The organism is Aurantiacibacter sp. MUD11, from assembly GCF_026967575.1.
GTDB lineage: Bacteria > Pseudomonadota > Alphaproteobacteria > Sphingomonadales > Sphingomonadaceae > Alteraurantiacibacter.
The window spans coordinates 1,645,194-1,670,862 of the sequence record NZ_CP114054.1 but is presented as its reverse complement, the minus strand read 5'-3'; the positions used below and the strand labels follow the sequence as shown (position 1 = coordinate 1,670,862).

General features: G+C 65.6%; 24 protein-coding genes. 12 read left to right on the top strand and 12 right to left on the bottom strand.

Features of this window, described 5'->3' with window-relative positions:
- Nucleotides 1-93: 93 nt before the first annotated feature.
- Entirely contained in the window at nt 94-2,853 is a 2,760-nt protein-coding gene (locus OZN62_RS08320; protein ID WP_269099117.1) for a [protein-PII] uridylyltransferase, read from the bottom strand.
- Between the two features lie 145 nt (nt 2,854-2,998).
- On the opposite strand from OZN62_RS08320, the gene lgt reads away from it, so the two are divergent.
- Together lgt and OZN62_RS08310 are read left to right on the top strand one after the other, a co-directional pair.
- Nucleotides 2,999-3,952, top strand: coding sequence for a prolipoprotein diacylglyceryl transferase (gene lgt, locus OZN62_RS08315; protein WP_269102136.1), 954 nt, complete (start codon nt 2,999-3,001; stop codon nt 3,950-3,952).
- Nucleotides 3,949-5,022, top strand: a complete 1,074-nt coding sequence (locus OZN62_RS08310; protein WP_269099116.1) for a class I SAM-dependent methyltransferase — start codon at nt 3,949-3,951, stop codon at nt 5,020-5,022. The genes lgt and OZN62_RS08310 overlap by 4 nt, the downstream gene beginning before the upstream one ends.
- Here the strand turns inward: OZN62_RS08310 and OZN62_RS08305 are convergent.
- From OZN62_RS08305 to OZN62_RS08295, 3 genes are read right to left on the bottom strand one after another with little or no spacing between them, the layout of a single operon-like run.
- On the bottom strand, nt 5,012-6,553 hold the full coding sequence (locus OZN62_RS08305; RefSeq protein ID WP_269099115.1) for a glycine betaine ABC transporter substrate-binding protein: 1,542 nt from the start codon (nt 6,551-6,553) through the stop codon (nt 5,012-5,014). The two genes, OZN62_RS08310 and OZN62_RS08305, sit on opposite strands and share 11 nt — an antisense overlap.
- Nucleotides 6,550-7,317 carry an ATP-binding cassette domain-containing protein gene (locus tag OZN62_RS08300; RefSeq protein WP_269099114.1) on the bottom strand — a complete coding sequence of 256 codons (768 nt, stop codon included), beginning with the start codon at nt 7,315-7,317 and terminating at the stop codon, nt 6,550-6,552. The genes OZN62_RS08305 and OZN62_RS08300 overlap by 4 nt, the downstream gene beginning before the upstream one ends.
- A complete protein-coding gene (locus tag OZN62_RS08295; protein WP_269099112.1) occupies nt 7,318-8,835 on the bottom strand; it encodes a PAS domain-containing protein in 1,518 nt (505 codons plus the stop codon). It abuts the gene before it with no gap.
- A 126-nt stretch (nt 8,836-8,961) separates the two neighbouring features.
- On the opposite strand from OZN62_RS08295, the gene OZN62_RS08290 reads away from it, so the two are divergent.
- Genes OZN62_RS08290 through OZN62_RS08260 form a run of 7 tightly spaced genes read left to right on the top strand, consistent with a single transcriptional unit; the run spans nt 8,962 to nt 15,793 of the window.
- Entirely contained in the window at nt 8,962-10,122 is a 1,161-nt protein-coding gene (locus OZN62_RS08290; protein WP_269099110.1) for an acyl-CoA dehydrogenase family protein, read from the top strand.
- Nucleotides 10,123-10,132: 10 nt separating this feature from the next.
- The gene (locus OZN62_RS08285; RefSeq protein ID WP_269099108.1) at nt 10,133-11,152 is read left to right on the top strand and encodes an alpha/beta hydrolase; all 1,020 of its coding nucleotides are present in this window, start codon (nt 10,133-10,135) and stop codon (nt 11,150-11,152) included.
- Nucleotides 11,142-12,194 (top strand): alpha/beta hydrolase, encoded by a 1,053-nt coding sequence (locus tag OZN62_RS08280; RefSeq protein WP_269099106.1) that lies wholly within the window; start codon nt 11,142-11,144, stop codon nt 12,192-12,194. The genes OZN62_RS08285 and OZN62_RS08280 overlap by 11 nt, the downstream gene beginning before the upstream one ends.
- Nucleotides 12,191-13,792: a carboxyl transferase domain-containing protein gene (locus tag OZN62_RS08275; RefSeq protein WP_269099104.1), complete on the top strand. Its 1,602-nt coding sequence runs from the start codon at nt 12,191-12,193 to the stop codon at nt 13,790-13,792. The genes OZN62_RS08280 and OZN62_RS08275 overlap by 4 nt, the downstream gene beginning before the upstream one ends.
- Before the next feature lie 2 nt (nt 13,793-13,794).
- Nucleotides 13,795-14,334, top strand: a complete 540-nt coding sequence (locus OZN62_RS08270; RefSeq protein WP_269099102.1) for a hypothetical protein — start codon at nt 13,795-13,797, stop codon at nt 14,332-14,334.
- A gap of 48 nt (nt 14,335-14,382) precedes the next feature.
- Nucleotides 14,383-14,997: a 1-acyl-sn-glycerol-3-phosphate acyltransferase gene (locus OZN62_RS08265; protein ID WP_269099101.1), complete on the top strand. Its 615-nt coding sequence runs from the start codon at nt 14,383-14,385 to the stop codon at nt 14,995-14,997.
- Nucleotides 14,990-15,793 (top strand): DUF1295 domain-containing protein, encoded by an 804-nt coding sequence (locus OZN62_RS08260; RefSeq protein ID WP_269099098.1) that lies wholly within the window; start codon nt 14,990-14,992, stop codon nt 15,791-15,793. The genes OZN62_RS08265 and OZN62_RS08260 overlap by 8 nt, the downstream gene beginning before the upstream one ends.
- Here OZN62_RS08260 and OZN62_RS08255 read toward each other — a convergent pair.
- The 4 genes from OZN62_RS08255 to OZN62_RS08240 all read right to left on the bottom strand — a co-directional run bounded on the left by OZN62_RS08255 (nt 15,777) and on the right by OZN62_RS08240 (nt 20,761).
- Nucleotides 15,777-16,496: a M50 family metallopeptidase gene (locus tag OZN62_RS08255; RefSeq protein WP_269099097.1), complete on the bottom strand. Its 720-nt coding sequence runs from the start codon at nt 16,494-16,496 to the stop codon at nt 15,777-15,779. The two genes, OZN62_RS08260 and OZN62_RS08255, sit on opposite strands and share 17 nt — an antisense overlap.
- Nucleotides 16,496-17,608 (bottom strand): AI-2E family transporter, encoded by a 1,113-nt coding sequence (locus OZN62_RS08250; RefSeq protein WP_269099096.1) that lies wholly within the window; start codon nt 17,606-17,608, stop codon nt 16,496-16,498. Before OZN62_RS08250 ends, OZN62_RS08255 begins: the two co-directional genes overlap by 1 nt.
- 19 nt (nt 17,609-17,627) lie before the next feature.
- Nucleotides 17,628-20,156 (bottom strand): DNA topoisomerase (ATP-hydrolyzing) subunit B, encoded by a 2,529-nt coding sequence (gene gyrB, locus OZN62_RS08245; RefSeq protein WP_269099095.1) that lies wholly within the window; start codon nt 20,154-20,156, stop codon nt 17,628-17,630.
- Nucleotides 20,157-20,455: 299 nt separating this feature from the next.
- The gene (locus tag OZN62_RS08240) at nt 20,456-20,761 is read right to left on the bottom strand and encodes a hypothetical protein (protein ID WP_269099094.1); all 306 of its coding nucleotides are present in this window, start codon (nt 20,759-20,761) and stop codon (nt 20,456-20,458) included.
- A 237-nt stretch (nt 20,762-20,998) separates the two neighbouring features.
- Here OZN62_RS08240 and guaA point away from each other — a divergent pair, with 237 nt between their 5' ends.
- Together guaA and OZN62_RS08230 are read left to right on the top strand one after the other, a co-directional pair.
- Nucleotides 20,999-22,573, top strand: coding sequence for a glutamine-hydrolyzing GMP synthase (guaA, locus tag OZN62_RS08235; RefSeq protein ID WP_269099093.1), 1,575 nt, complete (start codon nt 20,999-21,001; stop codon nt 22,571-22,573).
- A gap of 86 nt (nt 22,574-22,659) precedes the next feature.
- Nucleotides 22,660-23,025: a hypothetical protein gene (locus OZN62_RS08230; RefSeq protein WP_269099092.1), complete on the top strand. Its 366-nt coding sequence runs from the start codon at nt 22,660-22,662 to the stop codon at nt 23,023-23,025.
- A 13-nt stretch (nt 23,026-23,038) separates the two neighbouring features.
- Here OZN62_RS08230 and OZN62_RS08225 read toward each other — a convergent pair whose 3' ends face one another.
- Nucleotides 23,039-23,680, bottom strand: a complete 642-nt coding sequence (locus OZN62_RS08225; RefSeq protein ID WP_269099090.1) for a hypothetical protein — start codon at nt 23,678-23,680, stop codon at nt 23,039-23,041.
- Nucleotides 23,677-24,108 carry a hypothetical protein gene (locus OZN62_RS08220; RefSeq protein WP_269099088.1) on the bottom strand — a complete coding sequence of 144 codons (432 nt, stop codon included), beginning with the start codon at nt 24,106-24,108 and terminating at the stop codon, nt 23,677-23,679. Before OZN62_RS08220 ends, OZN62_RS08225 begins: the two co-directional genes overlap by 4 nt.
- 91 nt (nt 24,109-24,199) lie before the next feature.
- Here OZN62_RS08220 and OZN62_RS08215 point away from each other — a divergent pair, with 91 nt between their 5' ends.
- Complete coding sequence (locus tag OZN62_RS08215; protein ID WP_269099087.1) at nt 24,200-24,907, top strand: endonuclease III domain-containing protein; 708 nt, start codon at nt 24,200-24,202, stop codon at nt 24,905-24,907.
- 3 nt (nt 24,908-24,910) lie between these two features.
- Here OZN62_RS08215 and OZN62_RS08210 read toward each other — a convergent pair whose 3' ends face one another.
- Both OZN62_RS08210 and OZN62_RS08205 read right to left on the bottom strand, forming a co-directional pair.
- Nucleotides 24,911-25,321, bottom strand: coding sequence for a hypothetical protein (locus OZN62_RS08210; RefSeq protein WP_269099085.1), 411 nt, complete (start codon nt 25,319-25,321; stop codon nt 24,911-24,913).
- Between the two features lie 65 nt (nt 25,322-25,386).
- Entirely contained in the window at nt 25,387-25,641 is a 255-nt protein-coding gene (locus OZN62_RS08205) for a zinc-finger domain-containing protein (protein WP_269099084.1), read from the bottom strand.
- Between the last annotated feature and the right edge of the window lie 28 nt (nt 25,642-25,669).

Here is a 25,669-nt window from a genome sequence, read left to right as displayed (position 1 = left end):
GACAACCGGCATGTTCTCGCCCACTCTGGTTCCCTCCGCTACCGCAGGCGCGTAGCAGGGGAGGGTTAAACATCGGCTAAGCAGTAGTGCGGATCAGGCCGCCTTGGCTGACCCGGGTTCTCCGGCAGCGATCGCATCGAGCAGGGCCTGCTCGACCCGGTCGAGGCGCTTCTGGTCGACGATCTTGTCGCCCAGCAGGTCGGTCACGTAGAAGGTGTCGACCGCGCGTTCGCCGTACTGGGTGATGTGGGCGGAGTTGATGATCAGGCTCTGTTCGAACATCGCCCGAGTCAGCCGGTTGAGCAGTGCCGGACGGTCGGTGGCGTTGACCTCGATCACCGTGAAGCGGTTCGAGGCATCGTTGTCGAACAGGATCTGCGGGGCGATGCGGAAATTCTCCGCCCGGCTCTGCTTCAGCGGCCGCTTGGCGAGGCTCGGCACCATGTCGATGCGGTTGGCCAGGGCATCCTCGATGCTCTTTTTTAGCCGGGCCAGCTGCTGCGGCTCGCTGAACGGCTTGCCCAAGGGGTCCTGCACCAGGAAGTTGTCGACCGCCTTGCCCACGCGGTTGGTGTGGATGCGCGCGTCGATGATGTTGCCGCCGGCCAGGTGGATGGCCCCGGCGATGCGGAAGAACAGGCCGGGGTGGTCGTTGCCGATGACGGTCACCAGCGTGGCACCCAGCGCCTCGTAGTATTCGGTATGGATCGACAGCGAATGCTCGAGCGACTTGGCCGCGGCGTAGTGCGGCAGGTTGATGGCGATCACGTCTTCGGGCTCGGCGATCCAGTAGGCATCGTCGAACCGGTCGTCGAGGTCGTCCACCAGGTGCGCCTCGTCGCCCAACAATGCGGCCACTGCAGCCTTCTTCGCGGCGATACGTTCCTCGCGGCCGTGGGACTTGTGTCCAAGGCGCAGCCGTTCGACCGAGGAATCGTAGAGGTCGCCGATCAGCTGGCGCTTCCAGCTGTTCCAGATGCCCGGACCCACGGCCCGGATATCGACGATGGTGAGCACGGTGAGCAGCCGCAGCCGCTCCAGCCCCTGCACTTCCGAGACGAAATCGGTGATGGTCTTGGGATCGGAGAGGTCGCGCTTGAAGGCGGTGGCACTCATCAGCAGGTGATAGCGCACCAGCCAGCTGACCAGTTCGGTCTCGTTCTGGTCCAGCCCCAGCCGCGGACACAGCCGCAGTGCCACCTCGGCCCCGAGGATCGAATGATCGCCGCCGCGTCCCTTGGCGATATCGTGCAACAGCACCGCGACATAGAGCGCGCGGCGGTTCTTGATCACCGGCAGCATCTCGCTGGCCAGCGGATGGTCTTCCTTCAGCATGCCGCGCTCGATGTCGCTGAGCAGGCCGATGGCGCGGATCGTGTGCTCGTCCACCGTATAGTGGTGGTACATGTCGAACTGCATCTGCGCGTTGACCTTGCCGAAGTCGGGCACGAAGCGGCCGAACACGCCGGTCTCGTTCATCCACCGCAGCACGGTTTCCGGGTCGTGCTTGCCCGTCAGCACCGACAGGAACAGCTCGTTGGCGCGCTTGTCCTTGCGCAGCTTGCCGTCGATCAGCGCGGCATCACGGCGCAGGATGCGGCTGGCGGCAGGGTGCACTTCCAGCTCCTCGCGCTCGGCGATGGCGTAGATTTCCAGCATCCGCACCGGATCCTGCTGGAACCAGTTATCGGACGGAGCGGCAATCTTGCCTTCGACCAGAGGGAAGCCACCGATGCTCTTGCCTTGGCGGAACGAGGACAGGAATTCGCTGAGCCGGCTTTTTTCGGCCGTTTCCTCTTCGATGTGCGCCAGGAACACGCCGGTCAGGTGGCCGACGTGCTTCACCTGCAGGAAGTAGAACTGCATGAACCGCTCGACCGCGCTCTTGCCCGGACGATCGGCGTAATTCATGCGCTTGGCGACTTCGCGCTGCAGGTCGAAGGTCAGCCGGTCCTCACCGCGCCCGGCGATGGTATGCAGGTGCGCGCGCACCGCCAGCAGGAAGCTCTCGGCGCGGCGGAAGCTGCGATACTCCTTGCGCGTGAACAGCCCCTTCTCGACCAGTTCCTCGGCACTGCGGACGCGGTAGACGTACTTGCCGATCCAGTAGAGCGTTTGCAGGTCGCGCAGGCCGCCCTTGCCGTCTTTCACATTGGGTTCGACGACATAGCGGGAATCGCCCATGCGCTTGTGCCGCGCATCGCGTTCCTCCAGCTTTTCCTTGATGAACTGGCGTTCGGTCCCCGGCACCAGCTCGCCCCAGAACTTGTCGGCGGCCTCGTCGTAAACGTCCTGGTCGCCCCACAGGAACCGGCCTTCCAGCAGCGCGGTGCGGATGGTCAGGTCCTGCTTCGCCATGCGCATGGTTTCGGCGATCGAGCGGCTGGAATGGCCGACGATCAGCGACAGGTCCCACAGGTAGTAGAGGATCGCCTCGATCACCTGCTCGCACCAAGCGGTGGGCTTGTCAGGCGTGACGAAGGCGATATCGACGTCCGAATGCGGCGACATCTCGCCGCGCCCGTATCCGCCAACCGCCACCAGCGCCAGGCGTTCGCCCGCGCTGGGATTGGAATTGGGATAGACGTCGGCGATCACGTGGTCGTGAATGACCCGGATCAGCTGGTCGACCAGAAACGCGTGGCCGTGCGCGCTTTCATGGCCGGAGCCGGGCTTTTCCTCCAGCCGCCGCCGCAGTTCCGCGCGGCCATCGGCCAGCGCGCCGCGCAGCAGTTCGACGATGTCCTGACGGCCGGCCTCGGCGCCCTTGTCGGCGACGACGGCGTCTATGGCGGCGGCCAGCTTGCGCCGGCTGATGATGGCGCGCTGGTTGGGGATACGGGGCAGGCTCACGCAGGCGGAGATAGGCCGGGGGCGCGGCCATTGCAAAGGGCATTGCACGGTGGAGAGGGGGTTTCCTGCCGGTCATGGCTGTGCCATGGCGCCGGGAAACCGGGAGCGGCGGGACGCTCCGGCAAATGGCGAGGCGCGCAAGGCAATGATGGACATGCTGGCAGTAGCGGGAAGCGAAGTGCTTCGCTGGAGCGACTTCAACCTGCAGACCGGTATCGATCTCGGCTTCTTTGAGCTGAAGTACTACTCGCTTGCCTACCTCGCCGGCCTGCTGCTGGCCTACTGGCACCTGTCGAAGATGATCAAGGCGCCCGGCGCGCCGATGGCGCAGGTGCATGTCGACGACCTGTTCTTCTACTGCACGCTCGGCGTCATCCTCGGCGGTCGACTGGGCTATGCCACCTTCTACGACACCAGCCTGTGGACCGGATTCGTCGACGATTCCTCCTTGGTCAGCTGGAAACTGCTGCGACTGTGGGACGGCGGCATGAGCTTCCATGGCGGCCTGGCCGGTGTGGTGCTGGCGATCGCCTGGGTCAGCTGGCGCGGCGGCCTGCCGTTCATCCGCGTGGCCGACTACATCAGCGTCAACGTCGGCTTCGGCATGCTCTTCGGGCGACTGGCCAACTTCATCAACGGCGAGCTGTGGGGTCGCCCGGCCGGGCCGGAAGTGCCCTGGGCGATGGTCTTCCCCTGCGATGCCCGCGATGCCCTGGGCGCCTGCGTCGACACCATGATGCCGCGCCATCCCAGCCAGCTGTACCAGGCGCTGGGCGAGGGGCTGACCGTGGTCGTGGTGATGCTGGCGTTGTTCTGGCTGACGCGGGCGCGCTATCGCCCGGCCATGCTGGTGGGCGTGTTCACCACGGTGATTTCCATCGCGCGCTTCGTGGTGGAATTCTTTCGCGAACCCGACGCGCAGCTTGCCGAATTCGCTGCCGAGAGCGGTCTCAGCATGGGCCAGTGGCTGACGATCCCGCTGATCCTCGTCGGCCTTGGCCTGGTCGCCTGGTCGCTGACGCGTGAACCGATCGCCAGCGGCCGCAAGCCCACGATCGAGAAGCCCGATGTCGAAGCGGGCGAACAGGAGGCGGTTTGAGCGACCTTCGCGACGAGGATGCCAAGCGCGACCTGGGCGACACCTTCCGTCGCCTGATCGCCAACACCGGGCCCATCAGCCTGATGCATTACATGGGCGAATCCAACGCCCGCTATTACCATGACAAGAAGGTGCTCGGCACCAGCGGCGACTTCATCACTGCGCCCGAAATCAGCCAGATGTTCGGCGAGCTGATCGGGCTGTGGCTGGCCGATATGTGGATTCGCGCGGGCCGGACGGAGCCTGTCCATTACGTCGAGCTTGGCCCCGGCAACGGCACGCTGGCGCGCGACGCGCAGCGGGCGATGAAGCGCTATGGGCTGGAGCCGCGGATGTTCCTGATCGAGGCCTCGCGCCGGATGCGCGACATGCAGCTCGCGCAGGTTCCCGATGCCGTGCACTACCCGGACCTGTCGCAGGTGCCGCTGGAAGGGCCGGTGCTGGTGGTGGCGAACGAGTTTCTCGACGCGCTGCCGGTGCGCCAGCTGGTCAAGACCGACGGCGGTTGGCGCGAGGTGATGGTGGCGCTCGACGGTGACGACTTCGTCGAGGTGCCGGGGCGGCAACCGATGGATTCCGCCGTGCCCGAGGCGCGCCGCGACGCTCCGCCGGGCACCGTGATCGAAACCTCCCCCGGCGCGGCCTCGATCATGTTCGAGGTGGCCGGGCGACTGGCCTCGCAGGGCGGGGCGGCGCTGTTCATCGACTATGGCCATGCCGACGGGCGCACCGGCTCCAGCCTGCAGGCGGTGAAGGACCACCAGAAGATCGGCATTTTCGATGCGCCAGGCGACAGCGACCTGACCGTGCATGTCGATTTCGCGCAGATGGAGCAGATCGCCCGTTCGCGCGATGCCCGGGTGCTGGGCACGGTGACGCAGGGTGAATTCCTCACCCGGCTGGGCATTCGCGACCGCGCCGAAGCACTGGCCGAGTTCGCCCCGCAGCACCGCGAGGCGCTGATGCGCGCGCGTGACCGGCTGGTCGCGCCGGAGCAGATGGGCGAGCTGTTCAAGGTGCTGGGTCTCGCCGCTCCCGGCTGGCCCGACGGTGCAGGTTTCAGCGAATAGCGTCCAGCAGCCAGCGTGCCGCTGCTTCGGGGGTGCGCTTGTCGTCCTCGCGATCGACCATATAGTTCGCCTCGCGCATCGTCTCGACATCGATTGCACCCAGCAACGGGGAGAGCGCCTCTGCCAACCGCCCGTCATCGGCAATGGTCGGTGAGAGCAGGATGATGGCGTCGTAGTTGGGGAAGGCGCCGCGCGGATCTTCCAGCACCACCAGGCTATCCGCCGCGATGCGTCCGTCCGAGGTATAGGCGCTGATCACGTCGGCCTCGCCCGATTGCAGCGCATTATACATGAAGGTGGGCGAGAAATTGCGCTGCGCGGCGAAGGAGAGATCATAGGCATCGCGCACGGCGAACCATTCGGGTCGCTCGAAGAATTCCGGGTCGCCGCCCACGGTCAGCTGGCCCGCAATCGGCGCAAGATCGGCGATGGATTCGAGGCCCTGGCGTTCGGCCACGTCCTGCCGCACTGCCAGCCCATAGGCATTCTCGAACCCCAGCCGGCCCAGCACGCGTGCGCCGCTGGTCTCGGCTTCCCAACGCACCAGTTCGTCATACATCGCCTGCCGGCCGGGATTGTCGGTGCGGCGAAGCTGGTTGGTCCAGAGCGTGCCGGTGTAGTCGATGGACACGTCGATCGCCCCGCTGGCGATGGCATTGTGGACCACTGCCGATCCCAGCCCCTCGCGATATTCGACGCGGTAACCGGCCTGCTCCAGCGTCATGCCGATGGCGCGGGCGAGAATGTACTGCTCGGAAAAGCCCTTGGCGCCGATTACCACCGTGTCCCGTTCGTTATCGCCGCGCCAGTCGAGCAGGCTCGCTGAGGCAAGGGCGATACCGAGCAGGGCCAGCAGGCCGCCGCCCAGCGCCACGCGCGGGCGCCGTTCGCGAAAGCCGCGCTCGACCACGCCGAACAGCGCATCGGCCACCAGCGCCAGGCCCGCGCTCGCGATGCAGCCCGCCAGCACCAGCACCCAGTTCTGCGTCTGCAAGCCGGCGAAGATCGGGTCGCCCAGGCTGCGCTGGCCGATGGTGGTGGCAAGCGTCGCCGCGCCGATGGTCCAGACGCTGGCGGTGCGGATGCCGGCCATCACGAAGGGCGCGGCCAGCGGGGCCTCGACCAGCCGCAAGCGCTGCCAGCCGGTCATGCCGAGGCCGTCAGCCGCCTCGATCAGTTCGGCATCGAGGTTGGTGAGGGCGGTGACCGCATTGCGCAGGATCGGCAGCAGCGCATAGAGCGCCAGCGCCAGCCACGCGGGCAGGAAGCCAAGCGTCGGCAGCCCCTCGCCGAACACGGCGCGGGCAGCCAGCAGCACGGGGAAGAACAAGGCCAGCAGCGCCAGCGCGGGGATGGTCTGCACGAGGCTGGCGAAGCCGAGGGTGACCCTGGCGACCGGAGGCGAACGGCTGGCCCAGACCGCCAGCGGCAAGGCCAGCGCGATACCGAGCGCCACGGCTGCCGCGCTCAGCAACACGTGCTCGGCCAGTTGCGGGCCTAGCCCCAGCAGCGCTTCGAGCAGCCCGTTCACGGGGCGATCCCCGCCAGGGCCTGCGCCTGTGCGCGCGGCACGGCGACCAGCGCCTGCGCCACCTCACCGCCTTCGCCGGCCAGCAATTGCGCGGGCGTGGCATCGGCGACGATGCGTCCGGCGTCCATCACCAGCACGCGGGTGGCCAGCAGCAACGCCTCGGCCATGTCATGCGTCACGATCACCGTGGTAAGGCCGAGCTCGTCGTGCAGGCGGCGCACGCGCTCGCCCAGTTGCCCGCGCGTGATCGGGTCCAGCGCGCCGAACGGCTCGTCCATCAGCAGCAGGTGGGAATCGGTCGCCAGCGCGCGCGCGACGCCCACACGCTGGCGCTGACCGCCCGACATTTCCGCCGGCAGGCGCGCGGCCATTTCCGGCTCGAGCTCCACCAGCGCCAGCAGCTCGGCGATGCGCGCCTCGTCCAGGCGCTGACCCTCCAGCCGTGCACCGAGGGCGATGTTCTCGCCCACCGTCATGTGCGGAAACAGGCCGATGCCCTGGAAGACATAGCCGATGCGGCGGCGCAGCCGTGCGGGCTGGCTCCTGGCCACGTCTTGCCCGTCCAGCAGCACCCGGCCTTCGTTCGGCTCCACCAGCCGGTTGATGCACTTGAGCAGCGTCGACTTGCCCGAACCCGATGCGCCGACCAGCGCCACGAATTCGCCTGCGGCAATGCCGAGCGAGACATCGCGCAGCGCCCGCGTGCCATCGTAATGCTTGGACAGCGCCTCGCAGCGCAGAAAGGCTGGAGCAGCCCCGGACACTCAGTCCGCCAGCGCGGTTTTCGCCATCGTCAGTTCGACGACCAGCCCGTTCGGCTCGAAATGCCGGTCCCAGGTGCCCTGCAACTGGCCGGTGACGCTCATTTCCACGAGCCGCGATCCGAAGCCCCGGATGCCATCGTCCTCCACCTGCGGACCGCCATGCTCGCGCCAGGTCAGGGCGATGGCATCGCCGCGATCCTCGGCGTCGAGTTCGACATAGCCGGCGTCGTTCGACAGCGCGCCATACTTGGCGGAATTGGTGGCCAGTTCGTGGAACACCAGCGCCAGCGGCGTCGCGGCGCGCGCGCATACCGGCGTATCGAAACCGTTCACCCGCACCCGCGGCTGGCCGTCACTCTCGTCATAGGGGCTGAACAGGGAGGCCAGCAGTCCGTGCAGGCTGTCCTGGACGGGACCTTGGTGAGGACGGACGAATTCATGCGCCCGGCCGAGTGCGCGCAGCACCTGCGTCAGGTCCCGGGCAAACGGCTCGTGCTCGGGCGTCTTGCGGGCCTTCAGCGTGGCAAGGCCGATCACGACGGCGAAGATGTTCTTGATCCGGTGCGACAGTTCTTTCGCCAGCAGATCGCGCTCTTCCAGCGCGCTGCGGACTTCGTCGATATCGGTCAGCGTGCCGAACCAGCGCACGGGATCGCCCGCGCTTTCCGACACCGGCACTGCCAGCGAGAGCACCCATTCCCAACGGCCGTCGGCCATGCGCAGGCGATATTCGCTCTCGAACTCCTCGCCGGCGGCGAAACAGCGCTCCCATTCGGCGAAGACTTCGTCCGCATCATCGGGGTGGACAAATGGGCGCCAGTCGTCCGCCAGCTTGGGCGGGGGAGCGCCGGTGCGCTCTTCCCAGCGACGGTTGAAATAGTCGAAGTTGCCCTCGGCATTGGCAGACCAGGCAATCTGCGGCACGCCCTCGATCATGCGCCGCAGGCGCTCCTCGCGCTCGGCAATCGCCTGCTGGGCGCGAATCTCGCTGCGCCGGGCTTCCAGCCGCCGCAGCGCCGCCTGCGCCAGTACCTCCAGGCCCCGGCGCTGGAAATCGTTCAGCGGCTCGGCATGCGGCTTGGTGTCGATTACGCAGAGTGTGCCGAGCGATGCGCCTTCCTCGGACACCAGCGGCTGGCCGGCATAATACCGGATGTCCGGCGGATCGGTGACCAGCGGGTTGTCGGCAAACCGTTCGTCTGCGGTCGCGTCCATCACCTCCAGCAGGTCGGAACTGCCGAGGGTGTGGTTGCAGAAGGCTATCCCGCGCGGCGTCCGTGTCTCTTCGGTCCCCTTGCGGGCGAGGAAACGTTGCTGATTCTCCTCCAGCAAGGTCACCACCGAAACCGGCGCGCCGCACAGCTGGGCGGCGAAATCGACGATGGCCTGCAGTTCCGGATCGCTCGTCAGTTCTTCGGCTTCGAAGCTCTCGACCACCTCGAGGCGTTTCGCCTCGTCGTCGAATTCCGCCCGCGGCGCGGACATGTTCGGAGCGGTCTGGGGATCGTAGAGGTTCATCTGTTGCCGTACCTAGCTGGAAGGCCACCCGAATCCTAGCGGAATGGGAAAGTTGCGAATGTAACCTGTTTGCCTTGACGCCCGCGATTGCTACAGGCCGGGGCAGCAGAGGAGCTCGAACACACCATGCGCGCCACGCCCGATTTCGACTTCGGCCTGACCGAAGAAGCCCAGATGATCCGCGAGAGCGTCGCGCGATTCGCCGACGAGCGGATTGCCCCGCTTGCCGCCAAGGCCGATCGCGAGGACTGGTTCCCGGTCGAACTGTGGCCGGAAATGGGCGAACTGGGCTTGCACGGCATGACCGTGAGCGAGGCGGACGGCGGCACCGGACTGGGCTACCTGGAACATACCATCGCGGTGGAAGAAGTGAGCCGCGCCAGCGCCGCCATCGGCCTGTCCTACGGCGCGCATTCCAACCTCTGCGTCAACCAGATCGCCCGCTGGGGCAACGCTGAGCAGAAGGCCAAGTACCTGCCGGGCCTGATCAGCGGCGACCATGTCGGCGCGCTCGCCATGAGCGAACCCGGTGCCGGATCGGACGTGGTCTCGATGAAGCTGAAGGCCGATGCGGTGCAGGGCGGCTTCCTGCTCAATGGCACCAAGTTCTGGATCACCAACGGCCATGTCGCGGAAACGCTGGTGGTCTATGCCAAGACCGACCAGGGCGCGGGCAGCAAGGGCATCACCGCCTTCCTCATCGAGAAGGACATGGTGGGCTTCAAGCCGGGCCAGAAGATCGAGAAGATGGGCATGCGCGGCTCGATCACCAGCGAACTGGTGTTCGAGGACTGCCACGTTCCCGAAGAGAACGTGCTCGGCAAGGTAGGCGAGGGCGTGAAGGTGCTGATGAGCGGGCTCGACTACGAGCGCGTGGTGCTGTCCGGCGTACAGCTGGGCATCATGCAGGCCTGTCTCGACACGGTGATCCCCTACGTCCGCGAACGCACCCAGTTCGGCAAGCCGATCGGCAGCTTCCAGCTGCTGCAGGCCAAGGTCGCGGACATGTACGTCGCGCTGCAATCGGCGCGTGCCTACGCCTATGCCGTGGCGCGGGCCTGCGACAATGGCCAGACCACCCGCTTCGATGCCGCCGGTGCAATCCTACTCGCCAGCGAGAACGCCTTCCGCGCCGCGGGCGAGGCGGTGCAGGCGCTGGGTGGGGCCGGCTACACCACCGACTGGCCGGTGGAACGCTACCTGCGCGACGCGAAGCTGCTGGACATTGGCGCCGGAACGAACGAAATCAGGCGCATGCTGATCGGGAGGGAGCTGATCGGCGCCTGAGGGGAGAGCCATGCTGAAGACCGTGACCGCCGCTTTCGGCGTTGCAGCCGCCGCGCTGCTTGTTGCCGCACCTGTCGCCGCGCAGGAAAGTGCCCGCGTAACCGAGACTACCTTTGAAGCCCCGTCGCTGGCGGGTAACCTGGAAGGCAATTCGACGGCTCGCTCCGTCGTCGTCGTTACCCCTCCCGGCTATGACGAGAACCCGGACAAGCGCTATCCGGTGGTCTATTACCTGCACGGCTACTGGATGCCGGTGGATGTGCAGCAGGCCGGTTTCCGGCTAGACGAGGCGGTGCAGGCCGCCAGCGAGGCGGGCCACGATTTCATCATGGTGATGCCCGACGGCTTCTCGAAGCTGCGCGGCGGATTCTATTCCTCGGGTCCGACCGTGGGTGATTACGAAAGCATGGTGGCGAACGACTTGGTGAACTGGGTGGATGCCAACTACCGCACCATCGCCGATCCTGCCTCGCGCGGACTCGCCGGACACTCGATGGGCGGTTACGGCACGATCCGCATCGCCATGCACCGGCCGGGCATTTTCTCCTCCATCTACATGATGAGCGCCTGCTGCCTCGAACCGATGACTTTGTCGGCCGAGGACGCGGCCCGCATCGACGGCATGAGCCCGGAAGACGTTGCCGCTGCAGATTTCGGCGGGCTGGCGCAGGTTTCCACGCTGGCTGCATGGTCACCCGATCCGCGAGATGAGGGCTTCCTGAAGGCCGATTCCGGCCTGCGAGAAGACGGCTCGCTAGATCCGTTGGTGAACTATCGCCTTGCTGCCAATTCGCCCATCGTGCTGCTGCCGCAGTACCTTCCGGAACTGCACGCGCTGGAGGGCTTCGCGATGGATATCGGCGACCAGGACTTCCTGCTGGAACCCAACCGCCAATGGCGCGAACAGCTCGATCATTTCGGCATCGAATACGATTTCGAACTCTATGAAGGCGACCACGGCAACCGCATCCGCGAACGCATTCGCACCCATGTGCTGCCCTTCTTCGCGGAGCATCTCGATGCCCAGTAAGTCGATCTCCGGCAAGCTGCTCGCCGCCGCGCTGGCGCTGGTTGCAGTGCCTGCCACGGCGCAGAACATCACCGCGCCCGATGCCGTCATTCCCGAGGGCATCACGGTCGAGGAAGTGTTCGTCCACGGGGCTAGCCTAGAAGGCAACCTCGAGGAAAACAGCGCGACCCGCAGCGTGATGGTGGTGCTGCCGCCAAGCTACGCCAGCAGCCCGGAGCGGCATTACCCGGTGGTGTACTACCTGCACGGCTTCGCCATCTCGGGCCGCGACTTCTACGACTACATGCAGGTGCCGACGGCTGTGGCGGACAATGCCGCCGAAGGCCGCGAGTTCATCGTGGTGGTGCCCGATACGCTAACCGCCATGGGTGGCTCGATGTATTCGAACTCCGTCACCGTCGGCAATTTCCGCGACTTCATCGCCACCGACCTCGTCGCCTATGTTGACAGCCATTACCGCACCATCCCGACCCGCGAGGGACGCGGCCTTGCCGGCCACTCGATGGGCGGATACGGCACCTGGGTGGTGGGCATGACGCATCCAGAGGTGTTCAACGCCATCTGGGCGCAGAGTGCCTGCTGCGTCAGCCCGCGCAATGAAACGCCCGAAAGCGCTGCCGCCATGGCTGCCGTGCCGCGCGAGGGTGTCGACGATTCCGGCTTCGGCATGCGCGCGGGGCTGGCCAGCGCCACTGCCTGGGCACCGGACCCGACCAACCCGCCGTTCTACGTCCAGTGGCCACTGGCCGAGGATGGCAGCGTCGACCGGTTGGTGCTTGCGCAATGGGCCGCCAATTCGCCGCTGGCGATGGTCGCGGGCCATGTCGAGGCGCTGGAAAGCTTCGCAGCCATCGGCTCCGACGTCGGCACCGAGGACGGGCTGATCCGCGACGACACGCTGATCAGCCAGCAGCTCGAGCGCTTCGGGATCGAGCACATTTTCGAAACCTACGACGGCAACCACGTGAACCGCATCGGCGAGCGGTTCAGCAGCGTGGTATTGCCCTTCTTTGCCGAGCACCTTGCCAGCGAGACCGAATGACTGCTCCCGTACTGACCTCCAAACTCGACCTAGAAAGCCCCGAAGCCAAGGCGCGCGCGGCGCATAACCGGGCACTGGCGGAGGAGCTGCGCGCCAAGGTGGCCGAGGCCGCGCTGGGCGGGCCGGAGCGGCACCGGGAGAAGCACGTCAGTCGCGGCAAGCTACTGCCGCGCGAGCGGGTGGAGCGGCTGCTCGATCCGGGAAGTTCCTTCCTCGAGATCGGTCAGCTGGCGGCGAACGGCATGTACGAAGGCGACGTCAACGGCGCCTCTATCATTGCCGGCATCGGCCGCGTTTCGGGCCGGCAGGTGATGATCGCCGCCAACGATGCGACGGTGAAGGGCGGCTCCTACTATCCGATGACGGTGAAGAAGCACCTGCGCGCGCAGGAGATCGCGCTGCAGAACAACCTGCCCTGCGTCTACCTGGTGGACAGCGGCGGCGCGAACCTGCCGTACCAGGCCGAGGTCTTCCCCGATCGCGACCATTTCGGGCGCATCTTCTACAACCAGGCGCAGATGTCCTCGCTCGGCATCCCGCAGATCGCCTGCGTCATGGGCTCCTGTACTGCGGGCGGCGCCTATGTGCCCGCCATGAGCGACGAGACGGTGATTGTGCGCGAGCAGGGCACGATCTTCCTCGCCGGGCCGCCCCTGGTGAAGGCCGCTACGGGCGAGGAGATTTCCGCCGAGGATCTGGGCGGCGGCTATCTCCATGCGCACAAATCCGGCGTGGTCGACCACCTCGCCGAGAACGACGAACACGCGCTGACGATCGTGCGCGATATCGTCAGCCATCTTGGCGCCAGCGAAGGCGCGCAGGTGGAGCTGCGCGAACCGCGCCCGCCCAAGTTCGATGCCGAGGATCTCTACTCCATCATCCCGGACGACGTGCGCGCGCCCTACGACGTGCACGAGGTGATTGCCCGGATCGTCGACGGCAGCGAGTTCCACGAGTTCAAGAAGGACTTCGGCTCCACCCTGGTCTGCGGCTTCGCGCATGTCTGGGGCATGCCGGTGGCGATCCTCGCCAACAACGGCGTGCTGTTTTCCGAAAGCGCGCAGAAGGGCGCGCATTTCATCGAGCTGGCCTGCCAGCGCGGGATGCCGCTGCTGTTCCTGCAGAACATTTCCGGCTTCATGGTGGGAGGGAAATACGAGGCCGAAGGCATCGCCAAGCACGGCGCCAAGCTGGTGACGGCCGTGGCCACCGCACAGGTGCCCAAGCTCACCGTGGTGATCGGCGGCAGCTTCGGTGCGGGCAATTACGGCATGTGCGGCCGCGCCTACAGCCCGCGCTTCATGTTTACCTGGCCCAATGCGCGCATTTCGGTGATGGGCGGCGAACAGGCCGCATCGGTGCTCGCCACCGTCCACCGCGACGCCGACACATGGTCGCCGGAGGAAGCCGAGGAGTTCAAGGCCCCGATCCGCCAGAAGTACGAGGACGAGGGCAATCCCTACTACGCCACCGCACGCCTTTGGGACGATGGCGTGATCGACCCGGTGCAGACCCGCGACGTGCTCGGCCTTGCCCTTGCTGCGACGCTGGAAGCGCCGATCCCCGACCGCCCGCGCTTCGGCGTATTCCGGATGTGACGATGTTAGATTTCTTTTCGTCAGAAGAAGCTACCGCTGCGGCTAACGTGATCGTTTTCGGAGGTTTGCTTCTTGCAACCCTGCGCATCGGCAGGCGCATGCTAACCCAATGGGCTTCTCGCTTCTCAAAGTTGGCCAGGCAAGCGCAGCGTACAACCGGGGTTCATGATTTAAAGAAAATTCGAGAATACCGAGAGGACAGATTCCGGGCCATCTACGATTTTGGGAAAGCGTTATTTGATGATCTTTTAGTGACGGCCACGGTTTTCGTTGCGAGCTTTGCCTATGTAGGATGGGAAGCAAGTCGTGATTTGGAGTCTGACTTGCAGGGCCCTGATCGCGAGATCTGGGAAAGGATCGTGGAAGATCCAGCATACTGGTGGGACATGACCCATACGGCACTGGCCTTTGTATTGATATTTGGTCTGTTGATGCTTTGGGCAACTCGGATCAATTTTCGAATCTTGCGCCTCGCCACTCACCCCGAGGAAGCCCGAAAGGACATTCTCGAGCGCTACGTCCGCAATCGTGCACGTCGCTAGTACATTCTGTCGAAAAGCCTTCGACTGGCAGGAGTAGGAAATGGATTGATGGTCCAGCATAAACCCACCCTTCTTTCCCGCTTCGTCTGGTGGCTGCTGCGCCACCTGTACCGGTGGAAGGGATTCACGCTGGAGAACCATCCGCCGCGACTGAAGAAGTTCATCCTCGTCGGCGCGCCGCATACCTCCAACTGGGATTTCATCTACTTCGCCGGTGCTGTGCAGGAAGTGGGCATCAAGCCGCGCTTCATCGGCAAGCACACGCTGTTCAAGTGGCCGATGGAGCGGTTCATGCTCGATATGGGCGGCATGCCGATCAATCGCGCTTCGCCGCAGGGCTATGTGAAGAGCGTGATCAAGGCGATCGAGGAATCGGACGAGATCGCGCTGGTGATCGCCCCCGAAGGTACGCGCTCGTCAGACGGTCGGTGGAAGAGCGGTTTCTACCATATCGCCTCTGGCGCGGGCATTCCCATCGTGCCGGCATGGCTCGATGCCGAGACGGGCCGCGCGGGCTTCGGCGAGCCGATTATCCCGTCCCGCGATTTCCGCGAGGACCTCGGTCACCTGGCGGCATTCTACCAGCGGGCCATGCCCGATTGCGAACGCTTCGAAGTGCTTGCGGCGCAGGTGGCCGAGCTTCCCGAAAAGGGCGATGACTGAGGCGCTGCTGATTAACGCCGGCGCCGTGCTGGTCATGGCGCTGCTGCTGTGGCTGGTCTCGCTGGCGACCGGCAAGGTCAGCTTCGTGGATGCAGTATGGGGCGGCGGGATGGCCGTGCTGGCCCTGCTCAGCTTCATCCATACCTTCGAGCCCGGCCCGCAGGCGCAGCTGCTGCTGGCGATGGCGGTTCTCTGGGGCGTGCGCCTGGCCATCTACCTGTTGCGCCGTTTCCTCCGCCACGGCGAGGACGAGCGCTATGTGAGGATCCTGGCCGAGGATCGCGCGAAGGGCCATTGGGGCACGGCTGTCCTGATCCGCGTGTGGCTGATGCAGGGCGTGCTGCTGTTCATCGTCAGCAGTCCCGCACAGCTGGGCATCCTTGCCAGCGGTATGGGCCAGCCGATCACCACGCTGGCATGGGCAGGCTTCGCGCTCTGGCTGGTGGGCATCTTCTTCGAATGGGTCGGCGACTGGCAACTAGCGCGTTTCAAGGCGGATCCGGCCAACAAGGGCAAGGTGATGGACAAGGGCCTGTGGCGCTACACCCGGCACCCCAACTACTTCGGCGATGCCTGCGTCTGGTGGGGCATCTGGCTGGCGGCGATGAGCGTCGATCCGGCCGCCGTCATCTGGACCCTGCCGGGGCCGCTGTTCCTAACCTTCACGCTGGTGAAATGGTCAGGCGCGGCGATGACCGAGCGCGGCATGGCGGAGAAATATGGCGAGGACTTCGCTGACTACGCCCGCCGCACGCCGGCCTTCGTGCCGTGGTTTCCGTCTAGCCCTCGCGGTTGAGCGCGTATTTCAGGCTGGCCCCGATCATCAGGCCCGACAGGCCGATGATCACCACCGCCCAGACCCAGTGCGGCAGGAACAGCTCCGCCTCGATCGCCGCCGTGTCCGACAGCATAGGGTGGCCACCGACCAGTCCGCCTTCGGAGAACAAGTAGTCCCAATCGGAGAACATGCTGAGCGCGCCGAGCATGCCGAGGAATTGCAGCATGAAGCGCTGCAGTTCCGCGCGGCCCTTCCACGCCAGCCAGCCCAGCAGCGCCGCCACCAGCGGCAGCATGATCCAGCCGACCAGCGAGCGCACCCAGATCAGCGTCGAGAGCACCAGCACTCCGGCCAGCGCAAGCAGGGCGGGCTTCCAGTACTTGCGCGCGCTGCTAGCGAGAATCAGCAGCGCGCCCATGACGCTTGGCCCCAGCGGGCCGCCCATGGCGATCAGCGCCCGGTCCACGCCGCCCCCCTGCGTCGCGGTGAGCGAGCTGGCGTAGCCCGAGCCATCGGCATTGATCACCAGCAGTTCGAAGTCGTTGCCCGTCACCAGCGCCGTCAGGCCGTGGCCCATCTCGTGGTACCAGGTCGACAGGATCAGGAAGGGGTAGATCAGGTAGTTGCCCAGCGGCAGCGCAGGCAGGAAGGTGACCAGCACGCCGGCGATGACCAGGCGACCGACCTGTTCCTCCTGGCTGCCGGGACGCACGCCGCGCATCAGGCCTGTTCCGGTTCGGCTTCGGTCGGTTCTTCTGCTTCGTCAGGCGCTTCGGGGTTGCGCTCACGATAGAGGATCGACCAGCCGGCGAGGAACAGTCCTGCGATCACCGGGCCGACCACGATGCCAGCCAGCCCCATCAGCGCGATGCCGCCCAGCGTGGTGATCAGTATCATCCAGTCGGGAATGCCGGTGTCGCGCCCCACCAGGATCGGGCGCAACACGTTGTCGGCCATGCCGATGATGGCGACGCCGGACACCAGCACCAGCACGCCTTGCCAGATGTCGCCGGTGGCCAGCAGGTAGAGCGCCACCGGGCCCCAGACGATGGCCGGGCCGATGGCGGGCAGCAGCGAGAAGATCGCGGTGAGCAAGCCCAGCAGCACGACCGAGGGCATGCCGGCGATCCAGTAGGTTGCCGCGCCCAGCGCCCCCTGCACCAGTCCGACCACGATCGAACCCTTGATGGTGGCGCGCACGATGGCGAGGAAACGCTCGGCCAGTTGCGGCACCACCTCGCTCGCCAGTGGCAGGTGCGCCAGCAGGCTCGTGCCCAGCTCGCGCCCGTCGCGCAGCAGGAAGTAGGTGACGTAAAGGCCGATGCCGAAGGACAGCACGAAGCCGAAGGCGCTGCCGGTGATGGCCACGGCTTGCGAGGCGATCAGCCCGGAGCTTTCCAGCGCCAGTTCCTGCGCGCGCTGCTGCACCATTTCGGCAGTGCCCAGGCTTTCGAGGTTGAGCTGTTCCTGCACCATGGCGGGCAGCATGGAGAACACCGCGTCGAACCAGCCGGCGACGTCGATGCGTCCTTCGCGAAAGGCCACCACCACCGAGGTCGCCTGCTCCACCACCACGCCGCCGATGAACAGCGCCGGGATGATCACCGCGAAGGTGATAACCAGCAGGGTGGCGATGGCGGCGCGGTTGCCGCCGCCGCCCAGCTTGGTGAGGAACCACTGGTACAGCGGCTGGAACATGATCGCGGCCAGCATCGCCCACAGCAGCGGGGAGACGAAAGGCCAGGCGATCGCGCCCAGCGCCAGCGTGACCAAGGCAAGGAAGACGAGGTAGCTGCCGCTTTCGAGCCGGTTGCTGCCCTCGCCAGTGGTCATTGCAGGCCTCCCGCCCGGATCAGATATCGAGATTGGCGACGTTCAGCGCATTGTCCTGGATGAACTCGCGGCGCGGTTCCACCACGTCGCCCATCAGGCGGGTGAAGATCTCGTCGGTAACATCGGCGTCTTCCACCTTCACCTGCAGCAGCTCGCGGTTTTCCGGGTCGAGCGTGGTCTCCCACAGCTGCTCGGCGTTCATTTCGCCAAGACCCTTGTAGCGGCTGATCGACAGGCCCTTGCGGCCCGCTGCCAGCACGGCATCGAGCAGCTGCGAGGGGCGGGTGATCGCGGAATTGGGATCGATGGCAGGCGCATCCTCGTCGCCGTCCTCTGCTTCCATGGCTTGCGCCTCGGCGGAGTTCGCCTTCACCAGGCGCGCCGGGCTGGCATAGGTTTCCGCTTGCGCCACGCCACGCGTGTGCAGTTTGCGTGCCTCGGCGCTGTCGAGGAACTTTTCCTCGATCAGGTGGACGTCGGTCACGCCGCGCCAGACACGGTCGAAACGCACGTCGCCCGTCTCGGTGGTGCGGGCGGACCAGTCGGCTTCCGGATCGCTCAGCTGCATCTGGCCGGCGGCGTGCTCCAGCCGCTTGTCGCGGGTCGCGGCATCGATGCCCGGCTCCAGCGCGCCGGCCATGGCCATGGCCTCGATCACGGCGGAATCGTACTTGCGCGGGGCGAAGCCCAGCAGGTTCCTCAGCAGCAGCGCCTGCTCCACCAGGTCGGCCAGGTCCGCGCCCGAACGCGCGCCGCCGGCGGTTTCGAGCACGCGGTCCTGCAATCCGTTGTCGACGAGGTAGCGATCCAGCGCGCCCTGGTCCTTCAGGTAGACCTCGCTCTTGCCCTTGGCGACCTTGAACAGCGGCGGCTGGGCGATGAACAGGTGCCCGGCCTTGATGATCTCGGGCATCTGGCGGTGGAAGAAGGTGAGCAGCAGCGTGCGGATATGCGCGCCGTCGACGTCGGCGTCGGTCATGATCACGATCTTGTGATAGCGCAGCTTCTCGATGTTGAATTCGTCGCGCAGGCCGGTGCCCATCGCCTGGATCAGCGTGCCGACTTCCTTCGACGAGATGATCCGGTCGAACCGCGCGCGCTCCACGTTGAGGATTTTGCCGCGCAGCGGCAGGATCGCCTGGTACTTGGAATCGCGGCCGCTCTTGGCGGAGCCGCCGGCCGAATCACCCTCGACCAGGAACAGTTCGGACTTGGCCGGATCACGCTCGCGGCAGTCGGACAGCTTGCCCGGCAGCGAAGCGACGCTCATCGCGCCCTTGCGGCTCATCTCGCGGGCCTTGCGCGCGGCTTCGCGGGCGGCGGCGGCGTCGATGATCTTCTGGATGATGGCCTTGGCTTCGTTCGGATTCTCTTCCAGCCATTCGCCCATTTTCTCGCCCATCAGGCTTTCCAGCGGCGAGCGCACTTCGGAAGAGACCAGCTTGTCCTTCGTCTGGCTGGAGAACTTGGGATCGGGCAGCTTGACCGAAACGATGGCGGTCAGGCCCTCGCGCATGTCCTCGCCCGAAAGCGAGATCTTGCCGCCCTTCAGCATGCCCGAACGATCGGCATAGCTGTTGAGCGTGCGCGTCAGCGCGGCGCGGAAGGCGGCCAGGTGGGTGCCGCCGTCACGCTGCGGGATGTTGTTGGTGAAGCAGAGGACGTTTTCGTAGTAGCTGTCGTTCCACTCCAGCGCCACGTCGATGCCGATGCCGTCCTTCTCGGCGGAGACCGAGATCGGATCGGCGATCATCGCCTGCTTGTTGCGGTCCAGCCACTTCACGAAGGCCGCGATGCCGCCTTCGTAGAACAAGTCGTGCTGCTGCACTTCCTCGTGCCGCTTGTCGCGCAGCAGGATGCGCACGCCGGAATTGAGGAAGGCCAGCTCGCGGTAGCGGTGCTCCAGCTTCTCGAAATCGAATTCGGTGACGTTCTTGAACGTCTCCGTGCTGGGCATGAAGGTGACGCGGGTGCCTTTCTTCAGGCCGTTGGCGTCGCCGTTGGATTCGACCGCGGGTGCATCGCCCTTCACTTCGAGCGAGTTGACGGCATCGCCATGCTCGAAGCGCATCCAGTGCTCCTTGCCGTCACGCCAGATGGTCAGCTCCAGCCATTCGGACAGCGCGTTCACCACCGAGACGCCCACGCCGTGCAGGCCGCCCGAGACCTTGTAGGCGTTGTCGTCGCTGGTGTTCTCGAACTTACCGCCCGCGTGCAGCTGGGTCATGATGACCTCGGCCGCGGAAACGCCCTCTTCCTTGTGGATGTCGACCGGAATGCCGCGGCCGTTGTCTTCCACCGAGACGCTGCCATCGGGGTTGAGCTCGATCAGCACCAGATCGCAGTGACCGGCCAGCGCCTCGTCGATGGCGTTGTCCGAGACCTCGAAAACCATGTGGTGCAGGCCCGACCCGTCGTCGGTGTCGCCGATGTACATGCCGGGGCGCTTGCGCACCGCGTCGAGGCCCTTGAGGACCTTGATGCTCTCGGCGCCGTACTCGCCTTGCTGGCGCGGTTTTTCGGGGGTGTTCTCGGGCGTATTTTCCATGCCGATTATATAGGAATGACACGGCCCCGAGGGAAGCTTTGCGGCGGTTGTTCCACAGATACAAAAATGGCCGCCCCGATAGACGGTGGCGGCCATTCTGTTTCAGCCCGGAAGCAGGGGGGGAGGGGGGAGAGGACGCCTCCGGGCAGGGGTCAGATTGCAGCGCCCGCTTGGGGCGTCTGACTGATGAGGCGCAGATAGGTGCCGTAACAATGTAACTCAAATGCGAAATACTCTACACGTGTTGCGTCTAACGCAACACGTGTAGAGTTGTGTTGACTGCTGTCGAACTGCGTCGCTTAGCCGACGACGGCCAGCACCGGTGCGGTCGCCGCACGTTCCGCCACCAGGGCTTCGGCTTCGGCACGCGCTTCCGCCTTGCACTCGGCCAGCAGCGAACGCGCCTTCAGGTCGCGGATGAACGGCTGCGGGCAGGCGCGTTCGACGGCGCTTTCGATCATGGCTTCGCGCGAAACCGGGGCGTCGGCCCGATCGGCAGCCGGAGCGGGTGCTTCGCCGATGATCATCACGAAGGCCGACTGGGCCTGAGCCGGAGCGGCGGCCAGAACGGTGGCGGCGAGGGCGGCGATGGTGAGCTTCTTCATGGTAATTCTCCTGGTAGAAAGGTGGTAACCCCCCTTCACAGGGCATCCTTTGTCTTTTCACGCTTATTGTGCATTGCACCATCAAATGCTGCAATTGCGAAAAGCGCCACAGGCGTGCACATTTTCGCAATTCTGAATATTTCGCATATCTGAATTTGGGGAAGGTGCGCGCTTCATCGCGCTGCTGTCGCGCGCCCATGCTGGACAGGCGCGCACCTGCGCCTCTAAGCGCTTTCCATGCAGCCAGACCATCTTCCCGATTCCATCCTCATCGTCGATTTCGGCAGCCAAGTGACCCAGCTTATCGCGCGCCGGGTGCGCGAGGCGGGCGTCTATTCCGAGATCGCCCCTTTCAGCATGGCCGAAGAGGCGTTCCACCGGATGCAGCCGAAGGGCATCATCCTTTCCGGTTCGCCCGCAAGCGTCTGCGACGAGGGATCCCCGCGCGCACCGCAGGTGCTGTTCGACAGTGGCCTGCCGATCCTCGGCATCTGCTACGGGCAGCAGGTGATGAGCCACCAGCTCGGCGGCGAAGTTCGCCCCGGCCACGAGACGGGCGAAGGTGGCGAGTTCGGCCGTGCCTTCCTGACGGTGACGCAGGAATGCGCGCTGTTCGACGGCTTGTGGAAGGTCGGCGAGCGCCACCAGGTGTGGATGAGCCACGGCGACAAGGTGACCAAGTTCGCGCCCGGCTTCGAAATCGTCGCCACCAGTGACGGCGCACCCTTCGCGGTGATCGCGGACGAAAGCCGCAAGTACTACGGCACCCAGTTCCATCCCGAGGTTTATCATACGCCCGATGGCGCGAAGCTGCTCGCCAATTTCGTGCGGCATGTCTGCGGCCTTGCCGGCGACTGGACCATGGCCGCCTATCGCGAGACCAAGATTGCCGAGATCCGCGAGCAGGTGGGTGACGGCAAGGTCATTTGCGGCCTGTCCGGCGGCGTCGATTCCTCGGTCGCGGCCATCCTCATCCACGAAGCCATCGGCGACCAGCTGACCTGCGTCTTCGTCGACCACGGCCTGCTGCGCATGAACGAGCGCGAACAGGTCGAGACCATGTTCCGCGACCATTACAACATCCCGCTGGTGGTGGTGGACGCGGAGGAACGCTTCATGGCGGGCCTCGCCGGCGTCACCGACCCGGAAAAGAAGCGCAAGTTCATCGGCGCCGAGTTCATCAACGTGTTCGAGGAAGAGGCGAAGAAGATCGGCGGAGCGGACTTCCTCGCGCAGGGCACGCTCTATCCCGACGTGATCGAGTCGGTCTCCTTCACCGGCGGACCGAGCGTGACGATCAAGAGCCACCACAATGTCGGCGGCCTGCCCGAACGCATGAACATGGAACTGGTGGAGCCGCTGCGCGAACTGTTCAAGGACGAAGTCCGCGCCTTGGGCCGCGAACTGGGCCTGCCGGAGATGTTCGTCGGCCGCCACCCGTTCCCCGGACCGGGCCTTGCCATCCGCATCCCCGGCGAAGTGAGCAAGGAACGCTGCGACATCCTGCGCAAGGCCGATGCCATCTACCTCGAGGAAATCCGCAAGGCGGGCCTCTACGATGCCATCTGGCAGGCCTTTGCCGTGCTGCTGCCGGTGAAGACCGTGGGCGTGATGGGCGACGGGCGCACCTATGACAGCGTCTGCGGCCTACGCGCCGTCACCAGCACCGACGGCATGACCGCTGACGTGTATCCCTTCGATCCGCACTTCCTGACAGGTGTCGCCACGCGCATCGTCAACGAAGTGCAGGGCATCAACCGCGTGGTCTACGACTATACCTCGAAGCCGCCAGGGACGATCGAGTGGGAGTGATTTGCGACCCGGAATGATCCGGGAGATCATTCCGGCTAGATTACTCGGCGACGCAAGGAGCCGCAGCCTGCCCAGGGGAGGGGACGATGGCGAAGTACTGGAAGCGCATCTTCATAGCCGGCATCGCCGTGGAGCTGCTCTACGCGGTCTATGTCTACTACCTCGCGACTGCCGATCTGGTCGGTTACAAACCGGAAGGGCTGGCTGTCGCCTTTGTCCTGTTCGGCATCGGCGGCTTCTGGGCGGCGCGGCCTGCACAAGACTCTCGCCTCGCCATCGGTTTGGCCGTGGGGCTCGTCGGCATGCTGTTCTACTACGCCATTTCCATGCCAACGGTCCTTGCCGGCGAGATGGAGTTCCCGCTGATGGCCTGGGTCAATCACGGACTGAAACTGGCAGGTGGCGCGGTCGGCGCATTTCTGGCCGGACGTATTGGCCGGGGTGCGGCCTGAGCGACAGCCACGCTTAGCTCTTCGCCCGCACGAAATTCACCGCCAGCACCAGCGCCGGAACCACCAGCACCACCAGCCCGGTGGTACTGTTGGTGAAGGGCACGACCTTCCAGAAGAACCACAGCGCGGCCAGCAGCGGCAGGGCGGCAATCGCGCAGGCCTTGCGGCTGGCGCCGGCCAGCGGGTTGCAGAACAGGCTGTCGAAGTTCTCGCCCGGCGCTGCGGATTCGCCATCGGCGACTGCGCCTGCCGCCAGCACGCCGCGATAGGCGGGGAGGTAGGCGAACATCAGTATCGCGTTGAGCGCGAGCACGCCCAGCGCCATCACACCCAGCGCCGGCGCGCCTTCGATCAGCACGGCGACGAAAGCCCCGCACACGTTAACCGAAACCATGGCCGCCAGCGCGAACGGCACGGCGCGGTTGAGCAGCAGGGCCAGTCCGCCGACCAGCTGGATGAACTTGGCAACGGCCAGCAGGCCGCTGGCATCGAGCTGACTCATCAGCCGCACGGTCATCTCGCCTTCCCACTGCGCCGTGCGCACCCAGGGCAGCAAGTCCGGCAGGAAATAGGCAAGCGCGGTGGGCACCATGATCAGCCCAAGGGCGATCTGCAGCAGGGACAACGGGCGCAGCATGTCGTCGACGCGCGTCATGCCTCTGCCCCCTTCTTCCACGGCCAGCTGGGCGGGGCGTACCCCTCGAACATGGTGCGGAAGCTGTCGCGATAGGCGTAGAGCAGGAAGACATTGCAGCCGAGCACGGCCCAGCCATAGACGGCGCTGGCGGTCCACCAGCCCTGCAGCTCGGTATCCCAGTACCAGACCGTGAAGCTGACCGGCAGCACCATCACCAGCGCCAGCGGCACGCGGAAGCCGAACAGGATCATCAGCCCGGCCACCAGTTCCACCGCCTTCACCAGCGTGAACATGCCGCTGTCGATCAGAGCCAGGAACACCCCCGTGCTCATCTCCTGGCTGCCGGTCGGCTGCGGATAGAGCTGGATGAAATGGTTCAGCCCGGCTGGCACCATCCATGCGACATAGACGAGCCGCACCCACCAGACCGCAAAGCGCATGGCCATGGAATTCCCCCTCCTGTTTTCCCGAAGCGGGAGACTATGTCCGAAAGCCGGGGGTGGCAAATGGTCTGATGCGGTGGCAGGCCTGCCGGCGATGGAATTGCCGCTCGGCCCCGATCCCCGCACCGCGCAGCTGGAGCGCATTCACGCGGCGCTGATCGCTGCCTTCGGGCGCATCGTGCGGCCGCCGGACAAGCGCCGCGAACCGGTGTGGGTGCTGGTGCAGGGGGTGATCGGGGCGCAGAGCAAGACGGCCATTTCCAACGCCTCCACCGATGCCTTGCTCGCACGCTACGGCAGCTGGGAAGCGGTCGCGCGTGCCGATGTGGGTGAGCTGGAAGACATGCTCCGTAATCAGACCTTCCCCTCGGTTGCGGCCGAGCGGCTCAAGGCCTGCCTGCTGGCGATCATCGAGGAGCGCGGCGCGGTGGACATGCGTCACCTTTCCAACCTGCCGGACGACATGGCGATGGACTGGCTGGAGGGGCTGCCCGGCGTCGGACGAAAGAACGCTGCCGGGGTGATGAATACCAGCACCTTCGAGCGGCGCATGCTGGTGATCGACGGGCATCACCGGCGGGTGATGCAGCGCGTGGGGCTGGTGCCCGCGCGGGCGGATACCGCGCGTGCTTACGACGCGCTGATGCTGTTACTGCCGGGAGAATGGAGCGCCGCCGATATCGACGAGCATCACTTGCTGGTGAAGCGGCTGGGACAGGTCCACTGTCGGCCCGCCCAGCCGAAATGTGCGGCTTGCCCGGTACGCGCAGATTGCGCGACCGGGCAGGCACGCGGGGCCTAAGGCTCAGCCTTCGCCCGAATCGTCCTTGGTGTAAGGCACGAAGTCCTCGAGCGAGAGGACGCCGCTGAACATGCCCGAATTGCGGTCGATCGTGCGCATCACGTCGTTGCTGCACAGCTGGGTGCCGTAACGGTCGATCACCGGGACATCCCACACGGTGAGGTTTTCCGGATCGCGCGCCCGCGCCACCCAGATCGTGTCGCCGCGCTCGTAGACGAGGCCGACATAGGCCTCCACCCGCAGGCGGCTGGAGTTGAAGGTGCTGATGCAGCGCTGCGGTTCGCCGGCGGTGCGGCCTTCGACCAGTTCGGCAAAGGCCTGCTCGGCGCGCTCGGCGCGATCCTGCGCAGCCAGCGGGCCTGCCGTCAGGGCAAGAGCGACAACGGCAGTTGCGGTAGCCAATGATTTCGTCATGAGTCGTCTCCTAAGTTGCGGAGACAATATCACAAGCCGCTGAACGCAACCTGACAAATCGTGCGTCAGGCGGCGGCGCCGGTATCCGAGGCATCGGGCACGTCACCGGTATCGGCAGGGCCGCCGGCCAGGATGAAGCGCCGGTCGCAATAGCCGCAATCGACGAAGCCTTCCTCGTCGATCTGCATGTAGACGCGTGGGTGGCCCAGGCTGGCGGGCAGGTAGTTCTCGCCGCCGCGAATGTCGCCGGAGCCGTCGCACCAGACGCGCGGGGTATCGACGATGGTGGTTTCGGGTGCGGTATCGACTGCGTGCTTCATGGACAGCGCCTGTATCGCTTTACGCGGG

Coding starts and splice junctions, on each gene's coding strand:
- lgt (WP_269102136.1), top strand. CDS start 2,999: ATGATGGACATGCTGGCAGTAGCGGGAAGCGAAGTGCTTCGCTGGAGC.
- OZN62_RS08295 (WP_269099112.1), bottom strand. CDS start 8,835: ATGAACCTCTACGATCCCCAGACCGCTCCGAACATGTCCGCGCCGCGG.
- OZN62_RS08290 (WP_269099110.1), top strand. CDS start 8,962: ATGCGCGCCACGCCCGATTTCGACTTCGGCCTGACCGAAGAAGCCCAG.
- OZN62_RS08285 (WP_269099108.1), top strand. CDS start 10,133: ATGCTGAAGACCGTGACCGCCGCTTTCGGCGTTGCAGCCGCCGCGCTG.
- OZN62_RS08280 (WP_269099106.1), top strand. CDS start 11,142: ATGCCCAGTAAGTCGATCTCCGGCAAGCTGCTCGCCGCCGCGCTGGCG.
- OZN62_RS08275 (WP_269099104.1), top strand. CDS start 12,191: ATGACTGCTCCCGTACTGACCTCCAAACTCGACCTAGAAAGCCCCGAA.
- OZN62_RS08270 (WP_269099102.1), top strand. CDS start 13,795: ATGTTAGATTTCTTTTCGTCAGAAGAAGCTACCGCTGCGGCTAACGTG.
- OZN62_RS08265 (WP_269099101.1), top strand. CDS start 14,383: ATGGTCCAGCATAAACCCACCCTTCTTTCCCGCTTCGTCTGGTGGCTG.
- OZN62_RS08260 (WP_269099098.1), top strand. CDS start 14,990: ATGACTGAGGCGCTGCTGATTAACGCCGGCGCCGTGCTGGTCATGGCG.
- OZN62_RS08255 (WP_269099097.1), bottom strand. CDS start 16,496: ATGCGCGGCGTGCGTCCCGGCAGCCAGGAGGAACAGGTCGGTCGCCTG.
- OZN62_RS08250 (WP_269099096.1), bottom strand. CDS start 17,608: ATGACCACTGGCGAGGGCAGCAACCGGCTCGAAAGCGGCAGCTACCTC.
- gyrB (WP_269099095.1), bottom strand. CDS start 20,156: ATGGAAAATACGCCCGAGAACACCCCCGAAAAACCGCGCCAGCAAGGC.
- OZN62_RS08240 (WP_269099094.1), bottom strand. CDS start 20,761: ATGAAGAAGCTCACCATCGCCGCCCTCGCCGCCACCGTTCTGGCCGCC.
- guaA (WP_269099093.1), top strand. CDS start 20,999: ATGCAGCCAGACCATCTTCCCGATTCCATCCTCATCGTCGATTTCGGC.
- OZN62_RS08230 (WP_269099092.1), top strand. CDS start 22,660: ATGGCGAAGTACTGGAAGCGCATCTTCATAGCCGGCATCGCCGTGGAG.
- OZN62_RS08225 (WP_269099090.1), bottom strand. CDS start 23,680: ATGACGCGCGTCGACGACATGCTGCGCCCGTTGTCCCTGCTGCAGATC.
- OZN62_RS08220 (WP_269099088.1), bottom strand. CDS start 24,108: ATGGCCATGCGCTTTGCGGTCTGGTGGGTGCGGCTCGTCTATGTCGCA.
- OZN62_RS08215 (WP_269099087.1), top strand. CDS start 24,200: ATGGAATTGCCGCTCGGCCCCGATCCCCGCACCGCGCAGCTGGAGCGC.
- OZN62_RS08210 (WP_269099085.1), bottom strand. CDS start 25,321: ATGACGAAATCATTGGCTACCGCAACTGCCGTTGTCGCTCTTGCCCTG.
- OZN62_RS08205 (WP_269099084.1), bottom strand. CDS start 25,641: ATGAAGCACGCAGTCGATACCGCACCCGAAACCACCATCGTCGATACC.